The organism is Acinetobacter sp. CIP 101966 (assembly GCF_000369725.1).
Lineage (GTDB): Bacteria > Pseudomonadota > Gammaproteobacteria > Pseudomonadales > Moraxellaceae > Acinetobacter > Acinetobacter lwoffii_Q.
Window position 1 is genome coordinate 1307598 of record NZ_KB850160.1, and the last position, 15308, is coordinate 1322905.

At 43.8% G+C, this 15308-nt stretch carries 18 protein-coding genes, 1 rRNA gene and 2 other annotated features; of the genes, 14 read left to right on the top strand and 5 right to left on the bottom strand.

All coding sequences use genetic code 11. The annotated features are described in order from the left end of the window. Nucleotides 1-12: 12 nt before the first annotated feature. Entirely contained in the window at nt 13-1647 is a 1635-nt protein-coding gene (locus F891_RS12360) for a phospholipase D family protein (RefSeq protein ID WP_005263659.1), read from the top strand. A 36-nt stretch (nt 1648-1683) separates the two neighbouring features. Here F891_RS12360 and F891_RS12365 read toward each other — a convergent pair whose 3' ends face one another. Then, nucleotides 1684-2493 (bottom strand): lysophospholipid acyltransferase family protein, encoded by an 810-nt coding sequence (locus F891_RS12365; RefSeq protein ID WP_004281693.1) that lies wholly within the window; start codon nt 2491-2493, stop codon nt 1684-1686. Between the two features lie 189 nt (nt 2494-2682). On the opposite strand from F891_RS12365, the gene F891_RS18450 reads away from it, so the two are divergent. From F891_RS18450 to F891_RS12400, 8 genes are all read left to right on the top strand, one after another. Continuing rightward, the gene (locus F891_RS18450) at nt 2683-2814 is read left to right on the top strand and encodes a hypothetical protein (protein ID WP_005263660.1); all 132 of its coding nucleotides are present in this window, start codon (nt 2683-2685) and stop codon (nt 2812-2814) included. 77 nt (nt 2815-2891) lie between these two features. Beyond that, entirely contained in the window at nt 2892-4232 is a 1341-nt protein-coding gene (gene hflX / locus F891_RS12370; protein ID WP_004732184.1) for a ribosome rescue GTPase HflX, read from the top strand. Nucleotides 4233-4272: 40 nt separating this feature from the next. Continuing rightward, on the top strand, nt 4273-4644 hold the full coding sequence (locus tag F891_RS12375; protein WP_004281691.1) for a hypothetical protein: 372 nt from the start codon (nt 4273-4275) through the stop codon (nt 4642-4644). A gap of 9 nt (nt 4645-4653) precedes the next feature. Then, complete coding sequence (locus tag F891_RS12380; RefSeq protein ID WP_005263663.1) at nt 4654-5328, top strand: LrgB family protein; 675 nt, start codon at nt 4654-4656, stop codon at nt 5326-5328. 86 nt (nt 5329-5414) lie between these two features. Next, nucleotides 5415-5861 (top strand): DUF2147 domain-containing protein, encoded by a 447-nt coding sequence (locus F891_RS12385; protein ID WP_004732188.1) that lies wholly within the window; start codon nt 5415-5417, stop codon nt 5859-5861. 204 nt (nt 5862-6065) lie between these two features. Next, nucleotides 6066-6515 carry a DUF2147 domain-containing protein gene (locus F891_RS12390; RefSeq protein ID WP_004645961.1) on the top strand — a complete coding sequence of 150 codons (450 nt, stop codon included), beginning with the start codon at nt 6066-6068 and terminating at the stop codon, nt 6513-6515. Nucleotides 6516-6575: 60 nt separating this feature from the next. Then, nucleotides 6576-7025, top strand: a complete 450-nt coding sequence (locus F891_RS12395; RefSeq protein WP_004645963.1) for a DUF2147 domain-containing protein — start codon at nt 6576-6578, stop codon at nt 7023-7025. A gap of 147 nt (nt 7026-7172) precedes the next feature. Then, a complete protein-coding gene (locus F891_RS12400; RefSeq protein ID WP_004645964.1) occupies nt 7173-7619 on the top strand; it encodes a DUF2147 domain-containing protein in 447 nt (148 codons plus the stop codon). Nucleotides 7620-7676: 57 nt separating this feature from the next. Here F891_RS12400 and F891_RS12405 read toward each other — a convergent pair whose 3' ends face one another. From F891_RS12405 to pdxA, 3 genes are read right to left on the bottom strand one after another with little or no spacing between them, the layout of a single operon-like run. Beyond that, nucleotides 7677-8522: a symmetrical bis(5'-nucleosyl)-tetraphosphatase gene (locus tag F891_RS12405; RefSeq protein ID WP_004645965.1), complete on the bottom strand. Its 846-nt coding sequence runs from the start codon at nt 8520-8522 to the stop codon at nt 7677-7679. A gap of 6 nt (nt 8523-8528) precedes the next feature. Continuing rightward, nucleotides 8529-9341: a 16S rRNA (adenine(1518)-N(6)/adenine(1519)-N(6))-dimethyltransferase RsmA gene (gene rsmA / locus F891_RS12410; RefSeq protein WP_004645966.1), complete on the bottom strand. Its 813-nt coding sequence runs from the start codon at nt 9339-9341 to the stop codon at nt 8529-8531. A gap of 33 nt (nt 9342-9374) precedes the next feature. Continuing rightward, nucleotides 9375-10343, bottom strand: coding sequence for a 4-hydroxythreonine-4-phosphate dehydrogenase PdxA (pdxA, locus tag F891_RS12415; RefSeq protein WP_005263668.1), 969 nt, complete (start codon nt 10341-10343; stop codon nt 9375-9377). A 305-nt stretch (nt 10344-10648) separates the two neighbouring features. On the opposite strand from pdxA, the gene rplM reads away from it, so the two are divergent. The 5 genes from rplM (at nt 10649) to F891_RS12440 (ending at nt 13566) form a co-directional block, all read left to right on the top strand. Then, on the top strand, nt 10649-11077 hold the full coding sequence (gene rplM, locus F891_RS12420) for a 50S ribosomal protein L13 (RefSeq protein WP_004281682.1): 429 nt from the start codon (nt 10649-10651) through the stop codon (nt 11075-11077). A gap of 13 nt (nt 11078-11090) precedes the next feature. After that, a complete protein-coding gene (gene rpsI, locus F891_RS12425; RefSeq protein WP_004281681.1) occupies nt 11091-11477 on the top strand; it encodes a 30S ribosomal protein S9 in 387 nt (128 codons plus the stop codon). A gap of 331 nt (nt 11478-11808) precedes the next feature. After that, a complete protein-coding gene (locus tag F891_RS12430) occupies nt 11809-12462 on the top strand; it encodes a glutathione S-transferase N-terminal domain-containing protein (RefSeq protein WP_004645969.1) in 654 nt (217 codons plus the stop codon). A 9-nt stretch (nt 12463-12471) separates the two neighbouring features. Continuing rightward, entirely contained in the window at nt 12472-12900 is a 429-nt protein-coding gene (locus F891_RS12435; RefSeq protein WP_004281679.1) for a ClpXP protease specificity-enhancing factor, read from the top strand. Between the two features lie 18 nt (nt 12901-12918). Further along, nucleotides 12919-13566, top strand: coding sequence for a hypothetical protein (locus F891_RS12440; protein WP_004281678.1), 648 nt, complete (start codon nt 12919-12921; stop codon nt 13564-13566). A 246-nt stretch (nt 13567-13812) separates the two neighbouring features. Here the strand turns inward: F891_RS12440 and rrf are convergent. Next, nucleotides 13813-13927 (bottom strand): 5S ribosomal RNA (rrf, locus tag F891_RS12445). 234 nt (nt 13928-14161) lie between these two features. After that, nucleotides 14162-15034, bottom strand: a sequence feature (23S ribosomal RNA rRNA prediction is too short). A gap of 30 nt (nt 15035-15064) precedes the next feature. Next, nucleotides 15065-15296 (bottom strand) — a sequence feature (23S ribosomal RNA rRNA prediction is too short). Between the last annotated feature and the right edge of the window lie 12 nt (nt 15297-15308).

Consider the following 15308-nt stretch of genomic DNA (forward strand, 5'->3'; position numbering starts at 1 on the left):
TCTTCGACTTATATGGCCACTGCTCCCCGCGATCAAGTTCATCTTCAATCCTCAAGTTTTATACGTACTCATCGCTATAAAGCCGGCATTTTACTGAGCTGTAGTCTGGTTCTGGGTCTACCTGCGTGTAGCACCTTACCCAAGCAAACCGAACAGCCAAGCCAGATGGCATTTGAAACGGATACATCGCAAACCAGCCTGGCACAAATTGTTGAACCTTTACGTGATCAGAACATCGGGTTGACCGGTTATCGCGTGCTGTATGATCCGCTTGAAGCACTGGCTGCGCGGATTCAGCTGATTAATAAAGCGGAACGCAGTCTGGATCTGCAATATTACATCTGGGATAACGACCGGATCGGTGCCCTCGCCCTGCATGCGATTATTCAGGCAGCGGATCGTGGCGTAAAAGTGCGCCTGTTGATGGATGACAATAATGCCAAGAAAATGGAAGGGATTTATCTGGCCTTAAACCAGCATCAGAATATCGATGTCAAACTGTATAACCCCTATCGCTTCCGTAAATACCGCGCCATGGACATGGTGCTGGATTTAAAACGCATTAACCGCCGCATGCATAATAAAAGCTTTATTGCCGATAACCAGATTGCCTTGATTGGCGGGCGCAATATGAGCAACCAGTATTATAATGTCAGTGAAAGCTATCAGTTCTCCGATGTCGATGTGATGCTGGTCGGTGCAGCATCGGATGAAATCATTCATTCCTTCGATGAATACTGGAATGATGATTATGCCTATCCGGTGCAAGAGGTTGTGAATCCACGGCATCATGCTTTACGTTTTCCAAGCTTAAAACAGCAGCTAGAAACCCATAGTCAGGATCCAGCGACTCAAAATTATCTGGATCTGGCCAATCGTTCCAGAGCCTTTGACCAATGGCTGGAACAAAACATTCAGCTGGATTGGGTTGAAGCCGAAGTAGTCAAAGACCCACCGAGCAAAATCAAAGCCAAAGCCAAAACCGAAGAACATCTCAATTTCCAGTTATTACAGCGTCTGGAAAAACCTGAACAAAGTGTCGATATTGTCTCTGCCTATTTCGTTCCGGAAAAAATTGGTGCAGACCGTTTAAAGAAACTGGCGAATGAAAATATCAAGGTTCGCGTCCTGACCAATTCTTTTAAGGCCAACGACGTTGCTGTGGTGCATGCCTTTTATGCCAAATATCGTCAGGATCTATTGGAAAATGGGGTTCAGCTGTATGAGTTCTTGGCAGCGCCAGAAGCTAATCACCTAAATGCCAATACTGAGGAAATTTCGAAAAAAGCCAAAGTCAGCCTGAAAGGACTGAGTCGTTCCAGCCTGCATGCCAAATTGATGGCGCTGGATCAAAAACAGGTGTTTATTGGTTCTTTTAACTTTGATCCGCGTTCGGCTTATCTGAATACTGAAATTGGCGTATTGCTAAACAGTCCGTCTTTGGCACGTGCAGTACACGACACTATGGACAAAAATTTAAGCAAATATGCGTATAAACTGGTACTCGATGCGAATCAGAACATTAACTGGAAAATCAAGAAAGCCAATGGTGACGTTCAAACATTTACCAAAGAACCAAAAATGAAATGGTATCAGAAAGCTGGCCTTAAGCTGGTGTCTTTGCTGCCAATTGAAGGTTTTATGTAAGCTTGATTCTTTGAACAGAAACCATAAAAAAGCCTCTTATTGAGGCTTTTTTAATACCCGTGACTGAAGTTCAACCAGGCCAGTCTGCATTTTTTCCTGGACCACACGGGTCAGGCTTTCAACCGTATGCCCTTCCGTGGCAATTGCAGGTAAAGCCACTAAATGTGCAATAACTTGCGGCATTTCCAGTACTTTTTTGACATGAGCGGCAAAACTGATGTCATTGACAAACGGCGCAACCATATCCAGTTCACCCTGCTGATTCACATAACAAATCAGACAGATTTGTACAGGACGCTGCGCTTCAATCGCGGCGCCTAAAATCCGGCCATGCACTTTTTTGATGGCTCGCCCATCAGAAGTCGTCGCTTCAGGAAAGAACAGCACCGGAATATTCTGTTTCAGGAAACCGGTAATTTGTTCACGAATCCTGACGGAATCTCCTGAACCACGTTTAATAAATAAGGTACCCCCTCCCTTGGCCAATTTCCCTAAAATCGGCCAGTTCTCAATTTCTGCTTTTGCCAGAAAAAATACGCGCGCTCCGGAACCCAGAACGGCAATATCCAGCCAGGACACATGATTACTGACCCATAAGGCAGGTTCACGTGGAATCTCGCCATGTACCTGCACTTCGATATTGAATACTTTGCATAACTGGCGGCAAAAATGTTGCACATAGCGCGTATTGGTCGGGTTATTCGGATTTTTATATAAGCCATGACGAAAAACCAAATAGAACCCCTCACTGATGGTGGCCAATGAAGCTGTGATTTTCCGGCTATACAGGAAAAACTTGGCCAAGCCTTCGATATCTGGAGTCTGGTTTTGTACAGTTGAATTCATAAAAACGTTATTAAATCCTAAGCGAGATACAGGGAATATCCACGAATTAAACTCATTCTATACTGTTCATTCGCAACTTGCATTGATAATAAAAATCGACCAATAACATCTATATCTTCAATTTTAATTGGATTAAAAAATCATTCAAAATAAAGCTATCGAAATATTAGATTGAAAAGGATCGTAGCCATGCCAGATCAAACCCAGCCCGCGAACGACACACCTCAACCTTTACAAGTGCTCAAATATATTTTGGGCGGCACTTTCATCTATGCCGTGGTACTGGTAACACTTGCACAACTGTTTATCAGCGTACTCTAAACCAAAGCCGCGCTAATTCAGTATCTGCACAGCCCTTTTTCAACTACACTAAAGTTTTCAAGTGGAGATTGGCCTGAGTGGAATATTTACAACAACATCGAGGAAAAGAGCGCGTCATTCTGGTGAGTGTCAGCGTACAGATGCTGGATGACCTTGATGCTGAAGAGTTTCGTTTGCTGGCCCAGTCTGCAGATGCTGAAATTCTGGAACATATTTATGCTCAGCGGGTGAAACCCGATGCCAAATTTTTTATCGGCTCCGGCAAGGCAGAAGAAATCGCTGAGCGTGTTGAAGAACTGGAGGCCAATCTGGTCATTTTTGACCATGCCCTGACCCCTGCCCAAGCCCGAAATCTGGAACAGGTGATCAAATGCCGCGTGGTCGATCGTACTGAACTGATTCTGGATATTTTTGCCCAGCGTGCCCGTACTTATGAAGGTAAGCTGCAAGTCGAACTGGCACAGCTGCAACATTTATCTTCACGTTTAATTCGTAGTCGTGGCAATCTCGACAGCCAGAAAGGCGGGATCGGTTTACGTGGCCCGGGTGAAACCCTGCTGGAAACTGACCGCCGTTTGCTGCGTATCCGTATGGGACAGCTCAAGGCACGCATTGATAAAGTCCGCCAGACCCGGATGCAAGGCCGTGTTGCTCGTCAAAAAGCTGCTGTGCCGACGGTATCTTTGGTCGGTTATACCAATGCCGGCAAGTCCACCTTGTTTAATTTACTCGCCAACAGCGATGTCTATGCAGCCGATCAGCTGTTTGCAACCTTGGACCCTACTTTACGGCGTCTGGAATGGGATGGGATTGGCAATCTGGTGCTGGCCGATACGGTAGGTTTTGTCCGTAACCTTTCCCATTCGCTGGTTGAATCCTTTAAAGCAACTTTGGAGGAAACCGTAGAAGCCACGCTGTTACTGCATGTCATTGATTCAAGCAGCCCAGAAATGCTGGAGCAGATTGAAGCTGTAGAAAAAGTGCTGAAAGAAATTGGTGCAGATGTGCCGATCTTGCAGGTTTACAATAAAATTGACTGTAGCGGTGAAGAAGCCAAAATTATTTATCGACGTCCAGGTGAACCGGAACGGGTCTATGTTTCGGCACATAGTGGCGAAGGAATTGACCTGCTGCGTAAAGCAGTACATGAGTCCTTGATGGGGCAACTACAGTCTTTCGATTTAATCTTGAAACCCGCTTATGGCAAGCTGCGCAACCAGCTCTATGGTCTGAATGTGATCCAGTCAGAACATTATGATGATGAAGGCCAACTACATCTGCATATTCGAATTGCCCCACAGAAACTGGAACAGTTGATTAAACAGGCGCATTTACCTTTAGATGAAATCCTGGGCAAACAGGCGCAGCAATTTCAACGTCCACTGGAAGCGTTTGAAATCCAGTCAAAGATCGAGTAAAACTTGATAAGTAAACTTATTAATATTAATGATCATAGCAATGAACTGGATAAAACGAATAGATTGGCCGGCATGGATCGGCACCCTTTTACTAATTATTGTCTTTCGGGAAGCTTCAGTCTGGTTAATGACCCAACTGAATCATCCTGAATTAGGTAATCTGGTCGGATTATTGAGCCTTTTAATTGCGCTGTTTACCTGGCGCTATTTTGGCAAGCTTCCTGCTCGCCTGGTCGATACCAATAACAAGCTCATGAAGGAAAGCGCCTTTGCCTTCCTGCCTGTCAGTGCAGGTGCACTGATGATGCTGGTACATATGGGCCAGAAAATTCCGGCCTTTCTGTTCATCATGTTTTTCAGCACCCTGATTCCTTTATGGATTTACGCCAAAATGGCCAAGCGCTGGTTATAGGAGTTCCGCATGTTATCTATTTTGTATGGCTTTGCGGTTACCCTCATCGCCTATCTGATTGCCAAACCCTGTAACCGGTTCATTCCGCAAATTCCCGTCATCGTGTTCAGCATGTTCTTTGTACTGGTGATTTTATTTGTGCTGGGCATTCCCTATGAAAATTACATGGATGAAGTTAATCCACTTTTCAACCATTTACTCGGCTATGTGACCGTCGCACTTGCTATCCCTTTGGCCGCGATGCGCTACGATGACTTGCCGCTCAAAGCCATTATCGGCATTTTGGTTTTTGCCAGTATCAGTGCTGTCGCCTTGCCGATGGGACTAGCTTATCTGCTGCATATGTCCTCTGCAGATATTATGGCGTTTGCTACCCGCGCAGTGACCACTCCAATTGCGATTAATATTGCCACCCTGCTGGATGCACCCATCAGCATGGTCATTCTGATCGTGATTCTTTCTGGTGTGATTGGTGCAGCTTTTTCTCCATTTATTCTGAGACATATCAATGATGAACGTGCCTCCGGACTGGCTTTAGGACTAGCCGCACATGCCATTGGTACAGCTCAGGCCTGGCAGCGTGGCAGTATTGCAGGACGTTATGCCGCATTTGGTATGGCCGTCAATGCAGTCTTTACCGCGGTCTGGTTGCCTACGTTTATACTTTATTTGCAAAAAATGTGACTAGTGAATCAAATTAATCATTTGTTTTATGTGGTAATCGTTCTTACTATAGAGTAAGAACTCTAATCCAACCTAGGAACAGATATATGAATAAGGTTCAATTTTTTTCAACTTTACTTTTAGCCTCTTTCAGCCATTTGGCCTTTGCCTCTGACCTTTCAGGCACATGGAGAAATATTGACGACAAAACTGGTTCGCCTAAAGCATTCCTCGAAATTCGTGAGACGGCTTCCGGCGTCTATGCTGCCAAGATCACAAAAATTACCCCGCGTCCTGGATATACCCCGAAAGAAAACTGTGTGTCCTGTCCTGCACCTTATACCAATAAACCTATTCTCGGTCTGGATGTGCTCACTGGCTTAAAGCACGTCGGCAATAACAGTTTTGCTCAAGGCAAGCTGCTTGATCCATTATCAGGGAATCTTTATAACACCAAGGCAAAATTAAGTGCTAATGGGAAACGTCTGATCCTACGCGGCTATATCGGCGTTTCAGCACTAGGCCGTAGTCAAACCTGGATTAAGCAGGATTAATTCCTGCTTTATTAAATAAAATGTGACGGGGTTATGCTTTAGTAGATAGAAGCTTGCATTTTAATGCATTAAGTTGTATGAATATTAAACATATGCTTTTTTCATGCAATATATATTATGAAAGTGTATTAACGTAGTTTGCGTCAACATTCACCACATGGAATTAGGTGAATGTTCATAAAAAAATAAGGATAAGGATATCGCATGTATAAAATCGCAATTTTAACTGTTTTTTCAGCTTCTTTATTCACAGGCTCTATGGCCTTTGCTCAGGAGTTATCTGGTCTTTGGCAACAGATTGATGATAAAACCGGCTCACCTAAAGCATTGATTGAAATGAAAACGCAGGCTGATGGCTCCTATACCGGAACGATTAATAAAGTCACACCTCGCCCAGGTTATACACCACGGGAAAAATGTGTCAAATGTCCACCACCTTATACCGATAAACCGATTTTGGGATTAGACGTTATTAAAGGACTGAAACCCACCACCAAAAATAACTATGCACATGGCCGGGTACTCGATCCACTCACCGGCAAAATTTATGATTTAAAAGGGCGGATTTCTGCCAATGGGAAACGACTGACTTTACGTGGATATATCGGGATCTCTGCGATTGGTCGCACACAAACCTGGATTCGCCAGGATTAATAAAAACAGCACTTTTGTGTTGGGGATATTTTATTCATCTATAAAAAAGGCATAAATATAATGAAACAAACTAAATTAGGATTAATGTTCATCGCTGCACTGATGACTGGGACTGCTTATGCACAGGATCTGACGGGCATCTGGCAGCAAATTGATGATAAAACCGGCTCACCAAAAGCAATTATTGAAATTCGTCAAAATGATAATGGGACTTTTGCTGGAAAAATTATCAAAGTGACTCCACGTCCAGGCTATACTCCACAAAAGACCTGCAATAAATGTCCCGCGCCTTATACCAATCAGCCGATCATGGGCATGGATGTATTGACTGGTTTAAAACATGTGGAAGGCACCAACAATTATGAAAAAGGTAAAGTGATTGATCCATTGGCAGGTAAAGTTTATGACGCTCGAGTGCGTCTAAATGCCAATGGTAAACGTTTAACCTTGCGTGGTTATGTGGGTGTGTCCGCTTTAGGCCGTAGCCAGACCTGGATTCGCCAAGATTAATACCTAATTCTCATTATTCAAAAAAGCTGCCAAATTGGCAGCTTTTTTTAGTGTATCAACTCTATAGTATTCAGATAAGTATTGACTATTTTAGTAAGATTTCTAACATGAGCGGGCGATGATAAAAATTCTTTGGAATGACTCTCTATGTTTAAAAAAATATTACTTGCCGCGCTTACAGCAGGATGTATGACGAATTTGTGGGCAGACGATATTACCGGGACCTGGCAACAAATTGATGATAAAACGGGGGCGGCTAAAGCGATTATCGTCATTAGCAAAGAAGCAAATAATACCTATTCAGGCAAAATTGTAAAAATCACGCCTCGCCCAGACTATAATCCACGTGAAAAATGCAATAACTGCCCTGCACCTTATACCAATCAGCCTATTTTAGGCATGACCATTTTAAAAGGCCTAAAACTGGTTGAAGGCACCAAAAATTATGACAAAGGTCGTATTATCGATCCATTGGCAGGTAAAATTTATGATGCAAAAATGCGTTTAAACAATACCGGTAAACGTTTAACCTTACGTGCCAGTATGGGCGTTTCAGTTCTAGGCCGTAACCAGACCTGGATTCGTGCAGACTAATCAAGAATCCAAGAATTAAAAAAGCCACGTGATCACGTGGCTTTTTATTGGATACACTTAGATCACCGGATTATCAACCGCGAACATCTGCTGATCTTCCAGGCGGAAGGCCATCAGTTGATTACCCCAGACACAACCGCCATCTACATTCTGAATCTTGTTCGAAATGGTTTTACCGTTCAAGGCGGCCCAGTGACCAAACAGGATCTGATGAGTTTGTGCGGCCTGTGATTCAAACTCAAACCAAGGTTTAAAGCCTTGCGGCATCGGATCATCCAGCGCATCTTTAAAGCTGTATTCCAGGCGTCCCTTAGCATCGATTAAACGCATCCGGGTCAAGTAATTCACGATACAGCGAATACGTTCATGGCCTTGTAGTTGATCCGACCAGAGTGCTGGTTCTTTCCCGAACATTTCTTTCAGGAAATCATCCAGCACATCAAAGTCATCATGAGCAATGATCGCTTCAACTTCTTGTGCCAATTGAGCAGTTTTTTCTGCACTCCAGATATTCGGAATTCCAGCATGCGTCAGAATAGTCTGCTCATTTGGAAATAGACACATTGGCTGTTTGCGCAGCCAGTCAATCAGGTCATCACTGTCGATCGCATCAATCACATCACGGACATTGTCTTTTTCTTTTACTGGCTTGATACCACGGGCATAAGCCAGCAAAGTCAAATCATGATTTCCCAAGACCGTCGCAGCCGCACCTTGTTCAGCCAGCTTTTTGATAAACCGCAATGCAGCGATTGAGTTTTCACCACGTGCAACCAAATCTCCAGCAAACCAGATAAAATCTTGTTCTGCATCAAACTGGATTTCCTTGAGTAAAGCTTTCAAGGCCTCAAAACAACCTTGAACATCCCCAATCACATAATTATATCGAGCAGTGCGGTTCATCGTAATTTAAGCCACCATTTGATCTGAAAGTGCAACAAACTGTTCAAGGGTTAGGGTTTCTGGACGCGCCATCGGATCAACACCCGCTTTTTCAAAACCTTCTTCGACCAGCATACCCTTCAAGCTGTTACGCAGAGTTTTACGACGCTGGGTAAAGACATGCGATACCAGACGTGCCAGCGCTTTTTCATTCTTCGCCACAATCGGTTTAACTTTATAAGGCTCTAAACGGAATACCGCTGAGGTCACTTTTGGAGGCGGATTAAAAGATCCAGGTGGCACTTCGAATAAGAAAGTCGGTTTACAGAAATATTGAATCATCACCGACAGACGGCCATATTCTTTGGTATTGGGTGATGCGGTAATGCGATCCACGACTTCTTTTTGTAGCATGAAATGCATGTCTTGCACTTTGTCACCAAATTCCAAAAGATGGAATAACAATGGCGTAGAAATATTATAAGGCAAGTTACCGACGACACGTAGTGGACGATCTTCCTGAAACAATTGAGAATAATCATATCTCAAGGCATCGGCTTCAATAATGGTTAAACGTTCCGGATGCGGCACACGACCCGGCAGACCAGCAGCCAGATCACGATCCAGCTCAAGTACGGTTAAGGCATCACATTCGCCAATCAAAGGTGAAGTCAAAGCGGCCAGACCCGGGCCAATTTCCAGAATGTTCTGACCTGGACGCGGATTGACTGAGCGTACAATTTTGGCAATGACACGCTGGTCATGTAAAAAGTTTTGACCAAATCTTTTTCGAGCCTGATGCCCTTCATCTTTTGGGTTTAAGGCATTAATTTGATACATAAAAACATTTCCAACGTGAGTGATGAACAATAATCAGTGGCGCGCCAGATCGAGGGCTAAATCGACAGCAACGTGCAGGCTGGAACTTTTCGCAAGTCCCGTCCCCGCAAGGGAGAGTGCTGTGCCATGATCAACAGAAGTTCGAATAAACGGTAAGCCGAGGGTAATATTAATGGCTTCACCAAAGCCCTGTGATTTTAACACAGGTAAGCCCTGATCGTGATACATCGCCAGAACAGCATCAGCATCTTTTAGGTTTTCTGGAGTAAATAAAGTATCAGCAGGTAGGCTTAAACTCATGTTGATACCTTGGGCACGATAGCTTTCGAGTACCGGATTGATCACTTCAATTTCTTCCATCCCCAAATAACCGCCCTCCCCGGCATGCGGATTTAAACCGCAAACCAGTATATTCGGCTGTTCAATCTTGAATTTGGATTTCAGGTCGTGAATCAGAATATCAATCACCTGATGCAAGCGTTCAGGCGTAATCGCATCTGCCACGGCACGAAGCGGAAGATGGGTAGTGGCCAAGGCCACGCGTAAAGTTTTGGTGGCCAGCATCATGACTACACGTGGAACACCAGCAAATTCCTGGTAATACTCGGTATGACCACTAAAAGAAATGCCCGCTTCATTTATCACGGACTTTTGTACAGGCGCAGTCGCGACGCCGACACTTTTTCCTGACATGGCATAGTCTGCGGATCGACGCAGTTGCTCCAGTACATAAGCCGCATTGTTCAGATTCAGCTCACCCAATACGACGTCTTGCTGCACGGGAACATGCTCTACAAATAGCTGACCGATGCCTGAAGATGACTCCTGTCCTTGATATTCAATCAGCTCAACCGATAATTTGAGTATCTGAGCACGTTGCTCGAGCATATGAATATCCGCCAATACCACAATTGGGCGCTCATCAACACGCTCTGCAAGACTCAGGCAAATATCAGGACCAATTCCGGCAGGTTCCCCACTGGTGACATATAAAGGCAGCATCATCTTCTCAATTTGGCAAAGCTGAGAAATATTATAACCCGATCACGCCTACGCTGTAGTAATCATTGCAAAGAGTACTTATAAATCAATATTTTGATACCATTGAAACTATGGTTACAAATATAGTTGCAGTTTTTGTAGCATATAAAGGCTTAGGTCTTTCTTTCACCAGGGAGATTAGATAAAATACAGCGCTTGAAATTTTAATTTTCATTTGTGATTCTTCACGTATTCGTTTAGAATCGCGTCTCCTTTAGTTTGGACAGATTCCATAGTCCAAACCAACTATAATAGGTAGTGGTTTAATGAAAACTCTCAGCGCTAAGCCAGCTGAAGTTCAACACGACTGGTACGTTGTTGATGCTTCTGGCAAAACTTTAGGTCGCCTTGCGACTGAAATCGCTCGTCGTTTACGCGGTAAGCATAAAACTTCTTATACTCCTCACGTTGACACTGGCGACTACATCGTTGTTATTAATGCTGAAGAAATCACTGTGACTGGTAAAAAGTCACAAGATAAGAAATACTATCGCCACACTGGTTTCCCTGGTGGTATCCGTGAGACTAACTTTGAAAAGTTAATCGCTCACAAACCAGAAGCAGTTCTAGAAAAAGCTGTTAAAGGTATGTTACCTAAAGGTCCTCTTGGTTATGCAATGATCAAGAAAATGAAAGTGTATGCAGGTACTGAGCATCCACACGCTGCTCAACAGCCACAAGTTTTGGACATCTAAGGGATAACAGCACATGGCTACTAATTATGGTACAGGTCGCCGTAAGACCGCAACTGCACGTGTTTTCCTATCAGCTGGTACTGGTAAACTCGTAATTAACAACCGTACTCTTGAACAGTATTTCGGTCGTGAAACTGCTCGTATGGTTGTTAACCAACCACTTGAGCTTCTTGAAGCTACTGACAAATATGACCTTTACATCACTGTTGCTGGTGGTGGTATTGGTGGTCAAGCAGGCGCTATCCGTCACGGTATTACTCGTGCATTGATCGCTTCTGACGAAACTTTAAAACCTGCTCTTCGTCAAGCTGGTTTCGTTACTCGTGATGCTCGTGAAGTTGAACGTAAGAAACTTGGTTTACGTAAAGCTCGTAAACGTCCTCAGTTCTCTAAACGTTAATTCGTTTACCGAATCGGACAAAAAACCCTGGATTTTCCAGGGTTTTTTTATGGCGGTTAGTGGGTCATTTAGAACTTTTTTCTTGTTATTGTTCATGTACATCCTTACCCCATACCCCTTCGTGACACCAGAATGACTTCATCAAATAATAATTTGCGATCCCAATACAGATAAACAGCAAAATGACAGGAAGCTTGATCAGCATCTTATTTTCCTCCAGTTGTTTTTCTTATAATCTACCTTGGCTCAAGCCGATTGATCTTTGATGCTTGGTGCTTTTTAGGTTGAATTTTAGTATCCTAGTCTATTCATTAGAAGCTCATCAGGATTTATGTCAGTCGAAAGCGCGCCTCTTCAAGGAATCACTCTCTATAGTCATGCCGATGACTTTCGTTCCCATTGGATTCGCTATGTGCTTACCGAAAAACAGATTAAATATAACCTGATTTTGGTGGATGCCGATGATGAGGATCTGGCCAGTCTCAATCCTTATAATCAATTGCCGATGCTGATCGAAAATGAACTTAAATTATTTAATACTTCGATTATCTCAGAATATGTAGATGATCGTTATCGTCAGAATAAACTGTATGCCGATGCTCCGATGCCCCGGGCAGAGCAACGACAATACATCTGGCGCTTTGAAAATGACTGGCTGAAACTGGCTGATCTCATGTTACGCCATCCTGATACGCTGGATAAGAAAGCCAGAACTCAGGCACAAAAGCAGTTACAGGATATCCTGATTTCACTAATGCCACTATTCCAGCATTTTCCCTATTTTATGTCTGAACAATTTAGTATCCTGGATTGTATGTTGGCACCAATTTTTATCCGTCTGAAACAGATGGGCGTAGAATTACCACAGCAGCAATGCCGTCCGTTTTATTTATATTGCCAACGAATTTTTAGTCGTCCTGCCTTTGTAAAATCCATGACATTGCAGGAAAAGAACCGTTATTCAGTGCAACTCAAACATCCATAGAGAAACATCATGTCCGAACAAGAATTCAACCTTAGCCCTACCCGTCCCTATATGGCACGTGCAATCTATGAGTGGGTTTGCGATAACAATATGACGCCTTACCTGCTGGTGGATGCCACACGCCCAAATACCATGGTTCCTGAGCAGTTTATTAAAGATGGACAGATTGTTCTGAATATTGTGCCACATGCCGTGCATGCGCTGCATATGAGCAATGATGCCATTAGCTTCTCGGCTCGCTTTGGTGGCGTTTCTCGTGATATTTATGTGCCTATGGCAGCAGTACTCGGTATTTATGCACGTGAAAATGGTCAAGGTTTATTCTTTGATCCAGGTGAATATGAGCATACACAAAATGATGAAGATGCTTTAAAATCAAGCACTGAAGAACAAACTGAACAACCAAAGAAAAAACCGACTTTAAGACTATTAGATTAAAAATAATGGAGCAAGTGAATGGCTTTTGATTTAGTACAATATTTTGTTGAACAGATAGAGACTCAAAAGCCTGAGCTTCTAAAAGAATATACAAAAGAAGAAAGACGAAAATATATATCAGAAATCAATGCCTTAACTTTAGGAAAACTTATTACTGAATGGCGTCATAACCCACAAAAAATTTATAATGAAATCAATCATCCTGATGAATTATATATCCTGGAAATCGTGCGTCATCTCGCTACCAGTCCGGAAAATCAATCCACTCTGGATCGAGCCCAGCTTGAGCACAGCACTTCAGAAATTTTTCATTTACAGCTTATTGAATTAAAACAACTGCATGATACCGGCAACCATAATATCCATAGCATTCAGGAATTACTGACCGGGCAAATTGAACATTTATCTGGTCAAGCAGATGATTGGGTTTGGACAACAAACAAGCTAACAGAACTCAAAGGCTCTAAACCAATTGTGCAAGAAGAGCTATCATTGGAAGCATCAATGAAGGAGTTTAATCAAATGGTAAGCCAGAATCAGCAGCATCAAGATGTCGAAGAAGTCATTGTTATCAATACCCCAACATGGGCAAAGATTGTTGAACCCATCGTGGCGATTGTCATTCTTTGGGTATTAATCGCAGCCGTAATGCGCGTGTTTGGCTAAAATAGTCTGCAATAAAAAACCAGCGATTCGCTGGTTTTTTATTTTGTAAGGTTTATAAGATCAGCTTGTAAACTCTTATAGCGCTAGTTTTACAGAGATCCCAATAGGTCAAACAAATTAACAGGAATTCTCTGTCTCAGAAGAATCTGATCAACTTTGAGATATAGATATGTTAAATATCTTATCTAAAATTCCACGCACAAAAAAATCCCCCTCTGCCTTAGCGGAGGGGGATTTCGAATAATGAGCTGGCGATGACTTACTCTCACATGGGTAACCCCACACTACCATCAGCGCTAAGAGGTTTCACTTCTGAGTTCGGGAAGGGATCAGGTGGTTCACTCTTGCTATGGTCGCCAGCACAACTGGTATGATTACTTACTGAGGTCTTATGGTTGCCTTAGCTTTCTTCAAATCTTGCACTCTGTTCAAAGCAGTGCTTTGAACATCGTTCATTAACAGATATATCTGAGTTGTGTATTTTGTTCGTTCAGCGTAACTAAATCAAGCTGTTTTGTTTAATATCGAATCAATTGATCCTCACTTCTTTCGAAGTTCGTACAACAACTGTTTGGGTGTTGTATAGTCAAGCCTCACGAGCAATTAGTATTGGTCAGCTTCACATATCACTATGCTTCCACATCCAACCTATCAACGTCGTAGTCTTCAACGGCTCTTTAGGAGACATAAAGTCTCGGGGAAATCTTATCTTGAGGTAGGCTTCCCGCTTAGATGCTTTCAGCGGTTATCCCTTCCGAACATAGCTACCCGGCGATGCCACTGGCGTGACAACCGGTACACCAGAGGTTCGTCCACTCTGGTCCTCTCGTACTAGGAGCAGATCCTCTCAAATTTCCAACGCCCACGGTAGATAGGGACCGAACTGTCTCACGACGTTCTAAACCCAGCTCGCGTACCTCTTTAAATGGCGAACAGCCATACCCTTGGGACCTGCTTCAGCCCCAGGATGAGATGAGCCGACATCGAGGTGCCAAACACCGCCGTCGATATGAACTCTTGGGCGGTATCAGCCTGTTATCCCCAGAGTACCTTTTATCCGTTGAGCGATGGCCCTTCCATACAGAACCACCGGATCACTAAGACCTACTTTCGTACCTGCTCGACTTGTGGGTCTCGCAGTTAAGCGCGCTTTTGCCTTTATACTCTACGCGTGATTTCCGACCACGCTGAGCGCACCTTCGTACTCCTCCGTTACTCTTTAGGAGGAGACCGCCCCAGTCAAACTACCCACCAGACATGGTCCTCGTCCCGGATAACGGGACAGAGTTAGAACCTCAATATTACCAGGGTGGTATTTCAAGGACGGCTCCATCGCAACTAGCGTCGCGACTTCAAAGCCTCCCACCTATCCTACACAAGTAAGATCAAAGTTCAATGTCAAGCTGCAGTAAAGGTTCACGGGGTCTTTCCGTCTAGCCGCGGGTACACCGCATCTTCACGGCGAATTCGATTTCACTGAGTCTCTGCTGGAGACAGCGCCCCCATCATTATGCCATTCGTGCAGGTCGGAACTTACCCGACAAGGAATTTCGCTACCTTAGGACCGTTATAGTTACGGCCGCCGTTTACTGGGGCTTCGATCAAGAGCTTCGCTTACGCTAACCCCATCAATTAACCTTCCAGCACCGGGCAGGCATCACACCCTATACGTCCACTTTCGTGTTTGCAGAGTGCTATGTTTTTAATAAACAGTTGCAGGGGCCTGGTTTCTGAGGCTGTCG